Origin of the sequence: Streptomyces himastatinicus ATCC 53653 (assembly GCF_000158915.1) — a bacterium.
Taxonomy (GTDB): Bacteria; Actinomycetota; Actinomycetes; order Streptomycetales; family Streptomycetaceae; genus Streptomyces; species Streptomyces himastatinicus.
In genome coordinates, this window is sequence record NZ_GG657754.1 from 1,494,191 (window position 1) to 1,496,253 (window position 2,063).

Annotated in this window: 2 pseudogenes; both read right to left on the reverse strand. The window is 76.1% G+C overall.

The window, feature by feature from the left end:
- Positions 1-1,620 (reverse strand): annotated as a pseudogene (locus SSOG_RS05645) (hypothetical protein); the annotation flags it as partial.
- Between the two features lie 72 nt (positions 1,621-1,692).
- Positions 1,693-2,063: pseudogene (locus tag SSOG_RS05650) on the reverse strand (hypothetical protein); the annotation flags it as partial.

Below are 2,063 nucleotides of genomic sequence, written 5' to 3' on the forward strand. Positions count from 1 at the left end.
GTCGCTGGCGGCGAGCGCGGCGCGGGCCGGATCGGCGTCGGGGGCGGAGTCGTCGAGCCATCCGGCGCGCACGGCCTCGGCGGTCTCCTGCTCGACCTCGGTGAGCCGCTGCCGCAGGTGCTCGGCGTCGCTGCGGGCGCGCTGGGCGGAGGTGGCGGCGGAGGTGGCGTCGCGGTGGGCGGCCTCGCCGGCCTGCTGGAGGGCGGCGGAGCGCTCCTCCTCCTCGTTGGCGTGCCGTTCGCCGTCCGCCGCCGCCGCGTGCAGGGCGCGTACGAGGTCGGCGGCGGCCTTGGCGCGGGCGGCGAGCGCGGGGGCCGCGTCCCGCTCGGCCTCGCGGATGGCGGCGGCCACGCGCGCGGAGCGGTCGGCGGCGGCGCGATGGCGGAGCACCGTCTCGGCGGCCTGCCAGGCGGAGTGGAGGGTGCGGGCGTCGTTGAGTTCGCGGCGCTGGGCGGCGGCGCCCTTCTCGGCGGCGGCGAGGGCCAGCGAGGCGTGGCGGTAGGCGAGTTCGGCGGCCACCAGGTCGCTGCGTCCGCGCGCGGTCTCCGCCTCGGTGACGGCGTGCGCGGCGGCGGCGACCTGCTGGGCGAGTTCGGCGGCGCGGCCCCGCTCCTCGGCGCCGCGCGCCGAGAGCCGCCGGGCGAGCGTACGGGTGCGGCGCTCGGCGCCCGCGTGCACCCCGCGCGCCTGCTCGCGGCGCTCGGCGGCGTCGGCGATGCGCTGGAGCAGGTCCAGCGATCCGGCCGTGAAGTCGCGCTCGGCGGTCAGCTCGGCGCGGCGGCCGAGCTTGTGCGCGAAGCCGTGGACGAGGTCGGCGAGCCCGTCCGTGTCTCGGGTGTCGGTGACGGCGCGCAGCAGCAGATCGGTGAAGTCGGAGTCGTTCTTGACGGCGAAGAGCCCGGCCGCCTCGCCCTCGTCGGCGTTCATCTCGCGCTGGTAGCGGAAGAGTTCGGGGTCGAGGCCGAGTTCGCCGAGGTGTTCGTTCCAGCGCTCGTGGATCTCCACCCAGGAGACGCCCAGATGCGGATACGCCTTGTCCGCCTCGGTGAGGGCGTCCCGGAACCCCTTCATGGTGCGGCGGCGGCCACGGGCGGTGGAGGCACCGTCCGCGGAGGGGCGCACGGAGGCGGCCTCGGCGACCGGCAGCGAGTCGAGGCTGAGCCCGGGGCCGGGGCGGAACGAATACCACGCCTCGGCGAACTTCCGCGGGTCGTTGGAGACCTGGCGGCCGCGCCACTCGCTGACCTTGCCGACCACGATCGACTCGCCGGTGACCGTGTGCTGCCACTCCAGGGCCACATGCCCGCAGTCGTCGGCGAGCAGGAACTTGCGCAGCACGCCGGAGCTGGCGCCGCCGAGCGTGTTCCGGTGGCCGGGCAGCATGACCGAGAAGATCAGCTTGAGGAGGACGGACTTGCCGCCGCCGTTCTCCAGGAAGAGCACCCCGGCGGGGGCGGGGCGGCGCGGCGGGCCGACCGGCTCGTCCTCGAAGAACTCCGCCTGGGTCGGCGCGGGGCTGGGCACCGGGTCGCCGACTCCGCGCAGGTCCAGCACGGTGTCGGCATAGCGCGCACCGGCCGGCCCGATGGAGTAGAGGCGGATCCGGGACAGCTCGTACATGGCGGCGGACTCTCGTTGTCGGAGGTGGGTCGGAGGTGGGTCGGAGGCTGGTCGGGGTTTGACGAGGCGGGGTCAGGAGTGGAACGGCAGACCGGCGTCGGCGACGAGGTCGAGGGCGTCGCCCTCCTCCGGCGGCAGCAGCGTGGCGCTGCCGTCGCCGACCGGCACCACGCCGAGCGCGAGCAGCTCGGACATGGCGGCACCGGCCGCCATGTCGCGCACCTGGAGCTGGTAGCGGGCGGTGGTGCGGTACGTGCCGCCGGACTCGTCCCCGGTGCGCTGGAGGAACCCGGAGTCGACGAGGAAGGCGACGGCCTTGCCGATGATGCCGGTCGTCGAACCGGCCAGCCGGCGCGCGTCCTTGGTCGCCCCGGTGGAGCTGCGCCGCGCGTACACCCGCCCGGCGGCCTCCAGGCCGGGCGCGTCGGTGGCCGGGTCGGTGT